At 31.5% G+C, this 4,037-nt stretch carries 2 protein-coding genes; both read left to right on the forward strand.

Features of this window, described 5'->3' with window-relative positions:
- The first annotated feature begins 462 nt into the window (after positions 1 to 462).
- Complete coding sequence (locus LBP67_01970; GenBank protein ID MDR2083746.1) at positions 463 to 762, forward strand: helix-turn-helix domain-containing protein; 300 nt, start codon at positions 463 to 465, stop codon at positions 760 to 762.
- Position 763: 1 nt separating this feature from the next.
- A complete protein-coding gene (locus LBP67_01975; protein MDR2083747.1) occupies positions 764 to 3,895 on the forward strand; it encodes an N-6 DNA methylase in 3,132 nt (1,043 codons plus the stop codon).
- Positions 3,896 to 4,037 lie beyond the last annotated feature (142 nt).

Genomic DNA, 4,037 nt, shown 5'->3' on the forward strand with positions numbered 1-4,037 from the left:
AACTTGAGCCACAGCGGAATGAAGAAATTTAACCACAACGGCGCACCAAGGCACACGAAGGGTGAGCTTCCCCGGCTTTATTCGCCTCTTTTCTGTCCCACAAGGGAACGCCTTGCTTAAAGACGGCCTTGTAGCCTCATCTGCCGGGTCCGGCCCAAAAGGGCTTCACGTTCGGACTACACCGTATGGGGATTCACCTTGCCTTGGCCTACCAGATCATAGCAGAGGGTTTTCCCCATCGGGGCAAGAAACATCTCCGCTTTTTTATTATAAAAATCGGCGACTTCCTCCGGCGTCATTCCGGCTGTTTCATCCTGAAGCTTTAAGCGTATGGCGTGTATTTCCCTGTTATGCTAAATCCTGCCCAAAACAATATATTTTTACAAAAATTGTTAAAAAACGCTTGACAAAAAAAACAAGACAATATAATATTGAAACATATGACAAGGAGTAAAGGCTAAAATGAACGAATTCGCCTCTTTTTTAAAGGGAATTAGATTGAAATCAAAGTATACGCAAACTCAATTTGCTGCAAAATTAGGGATTGATACGGCTGCATTAAGTAAGATTGAAAATGGGAAGAAAGAATTTGATCCCAAGAAATTGGAGATTCTTTCTGAAGAATTTGATATCAATTTGGAGGAACTTAAATTAAAATATTTTGGAGAAAAAATAGCATTGGAATTATATAAAAATAAATGCCCTGCAAAGACATTTGAAATAGCTGAAGAAAAATATCATTGTTTTGAGGTAAATGTTTGAAATGAGTGAAGAACTGTTGCAAAGAGACTTAATAAAACATCCTCAAAAAATCGGCAAATGGAATTTTTATAATATCGGATCAACTTCTATTAAATCATTAAAGGAGTATAATATTATTAGAAATGTTGATTATGGCAATGAAGAAAGGAAGAAAGTTGATGGAATAATTGTTCTAGAAAAAAAGGTTATTGCAATAATCGAATATAAAAAACCTTCTGAATTTAAATCCATTAAGCAAAAGGAACGAGCCATCGAACAAGAACTGATTGTCGCTAGAAAATTAAGGACAAATATCTTTATTGCTACAGATACAATTGATACTATTTGGATTAATGTTAATACTGGAAATCGAATTCTTGATGAAAATAAACGTCCTTTAAGCCAAAAATTTGATCCTAGTGATGAAAATATATCCCAACTGATTGAAAAAATTATGACGTCGATTAATGAAACAAATGATCAAATTAAGCCAAAAAAACTAGTGAATCCGACAGACTTGGCCAAACAAGTCTGGCAAGATATCTGGTCAGTTAGTGGTGCAACACCTGAAAATTGTCTTTATACATTTGTTGAATTATTTATTTTTAAATATTTGAGCGACTTAAATGTATTACAGGGGATTTATAATTTTGATAAACTTTATGACAATTTTAAACAAAATACGGAAGATGAAGTTTTGGAAACCTATGCAAATATAATACGCCCAAAAATTAAAGACCTTTTTCCGGAGAACCCAACGGATAAAACAACAATAATAAATGGTACTATCTTTGTTAGCAAAGATCAAAAGGCGATTAGTGGTTATAGCGCTGTTTTTAAAAAAATATTAGGTAAATTCAAAGATTATGGGAAATTGGAGCATATAGACTATGATTTTAAGAGCCAGTTGTTTGAAAGCTTCCTAAAAGAAAGCATTAGTAAAAAAAATTGGGGGCAATATTTTACACCCTTGAAAATTGTTCGGGCAATTGTCGAAATGGCAAAAGATGAAATTGTTGAAGGGAAAAAAATATGTGACCCGGCATGTGGTGTTGGAAAATTCTTGCTTGAACCAATTATTCCGCGTTTGTATCAATTTTTTAAAATTTCTAAAGGCGAATTAAAACCAAAAATTGAAATATACGGATTTGATAAGGGGTTTGACCGAGAGGAACAGAAAACTATTATTCTAGCAAAAGCTAATATGCTTATATATTTTTCAGACTTAATAAAAGAAAATTTTGGACTTACTAAGCAATTTTCCAATCTATTTAATAATAGTTTTTTATTAAAGACAAATTCAATATTAGGAACTTTATCTGACCCGGTACAGAATGAATATGATCTAATATTAACTAATCCGCCATACGTAACAAGCGGAAGCAGTAATTTAAAAGATGAAATAAAAAAAGATGGTGAATTGGAAAAATATTTCAAAATAAATGCCTTGGGTGTTGAAGGTCTGTTTGTAGAATGGATTATAAGAGCACTTAAACATGGCGGAAAGGCATTTGTTGTTATACCTGATGGTATTTTGAACAGACAACATGATAAAAGTCTAAGAAAATTTATAATGGATGAATGTTACATAGACGGTATCATTTCCTTACCGATTAATACTTTTTTTACTACAAATAAGAAAACCTATATTTTATGTATTACAAAAAAACATGAAAAAGATGAAATGCAAGAAGATCCAATATTTACATATTTGGTCAGTGAAATTGGTGAAACTAGGGATGTGTATAGATTTGAAATAGATCAAAACGATCTTCAAGAAGCAGTTACTTTGTTTTCTTTTTTTAAAAATAATAAGAAAGCATTTGGAAAAATTAATAAAGATAAAAGATGTAAAATTATTGATTTTTCTGAATTTAATAATAACTATATGCGCAGTTGGATTGTTGATAATTTCTGGTCAGAGCAAGAAAGAATTGAACTTGGTTTATTAGAAAGAGATAAAATTTTTGACATTCCGGAATTCTCTTTGTTTATAGGTGAAATTTCTAATAATTTATTAGATTTACAAAGTGAATTGAACGAATTAGACGAAAAAAAAAACAGTGAAATAAAATATAATAACTATAAAATCACAGACTTGTTTGAACCAAAACTTGGAAATCCTAAATATACAAGAAAATATGCTGAAAAAAATAAAGGCAAATACCCTGTGTATGCAGCAAGTAATAATGAACCACTGGCTTATATTTCAACATATGATTATGATGGTGATCATCTAACATGGGCAAGAAATGGGTTTGCCGGTTATATGTTATCAATGACAGGAAAATTTTCAGTAAACTATGATCGGGGAATTCTTATACCCAGAAATAAAGAAATAATTATTGATTATGTCAAATATATATTAGAACCAATATTAAGAAATATTGCCGTTGGAAGAAGAGATGTTTCCGGAAAAGATGAATTCACTAAATTATATTTATCAACTATGGCAGAACAAATTATCCCTGTTCCCATAAATGCAAATAATGAAATATCTAAAGAATTACAATTAGAAATAATAAGTGAATATAGATTCATATATGAATTAAAACAAGAATTGCTTGGCCTTGTAGCAGATTTGAAAAAAATTAACATAAGATTCGTATATGATAAAAATCAGTTCATATATGAACCCATTGTCAAATATTTTGATTTGGTAAAAGGAAATCCGCTATTCACTAATAAATATATTAAAAATCATCAGGGTATATATCCGGTTTATTCATCCCAAACTTCAGATAACGGTATTCTAGGATCGATAAGTACTTATGATTTTGATAATACATGTTTAACATGGACAACTGATGGAATTTATGCCGGGACAGTTTTTTTACGCAATGGAAAATTTAGTATGACCACTCATTGTGGGGCATTGATATTAAATGGAAAAGAAAATATAGATCTATCCTATGTATATCATTATTTAAGGAATAATTTGAAAAAGACAGCGGTCGGAGAACAAAACAAGCGAGTAACGATTGATATAATGAAAACGGTTAAAATACCGATACCTTATGAATCTAATAAAATAAATTTGAAAAAACAAATAGAAATAGCTAATAAGTATAATAAGGTTGAAGAAATAAGAAATAATATCATTGTTCAAATTTCAAAAATATTAGAAATTGATCCAATAGTAAAACGACAATAATGAAAAAAGGGCAGGACTTCGCATAACAGGACTGTTTACGCTTCGCCGCCAGTAGGCGGCTCGGCCTCCGCAACGGCTAGGTCATTCCGCTACGCTCCATTCCCACGCCGTTGCTACGGCACATTTTGCCAGCCCTGGTCTT

The sequence above is a fragment of the Bacteroidales bacterium genome, assembly GCA_031276035.1.
Lineage (GTDB): Bacteria > Bacteroidota > Bacteroidia > Bacteroidales > BM520 > RGIG7150.

Bases quoted from the DNA above. Each gene is read 5' to 3' on its own strand.
- LBP67_01970 (MDR2083746.1), top strand. From the start codon at position 463: ATGAACGAATTCGCCTCTTTTTTAAAGGGAATTAGATTGAAATCAAAG.
- LBP67_01975 (MDR2083747.1), top strand. From the start codon at position 764: ATGAGTGAAGAACTGTTGCAAAGAGACTTAATAAAACATCCTCAAAAA.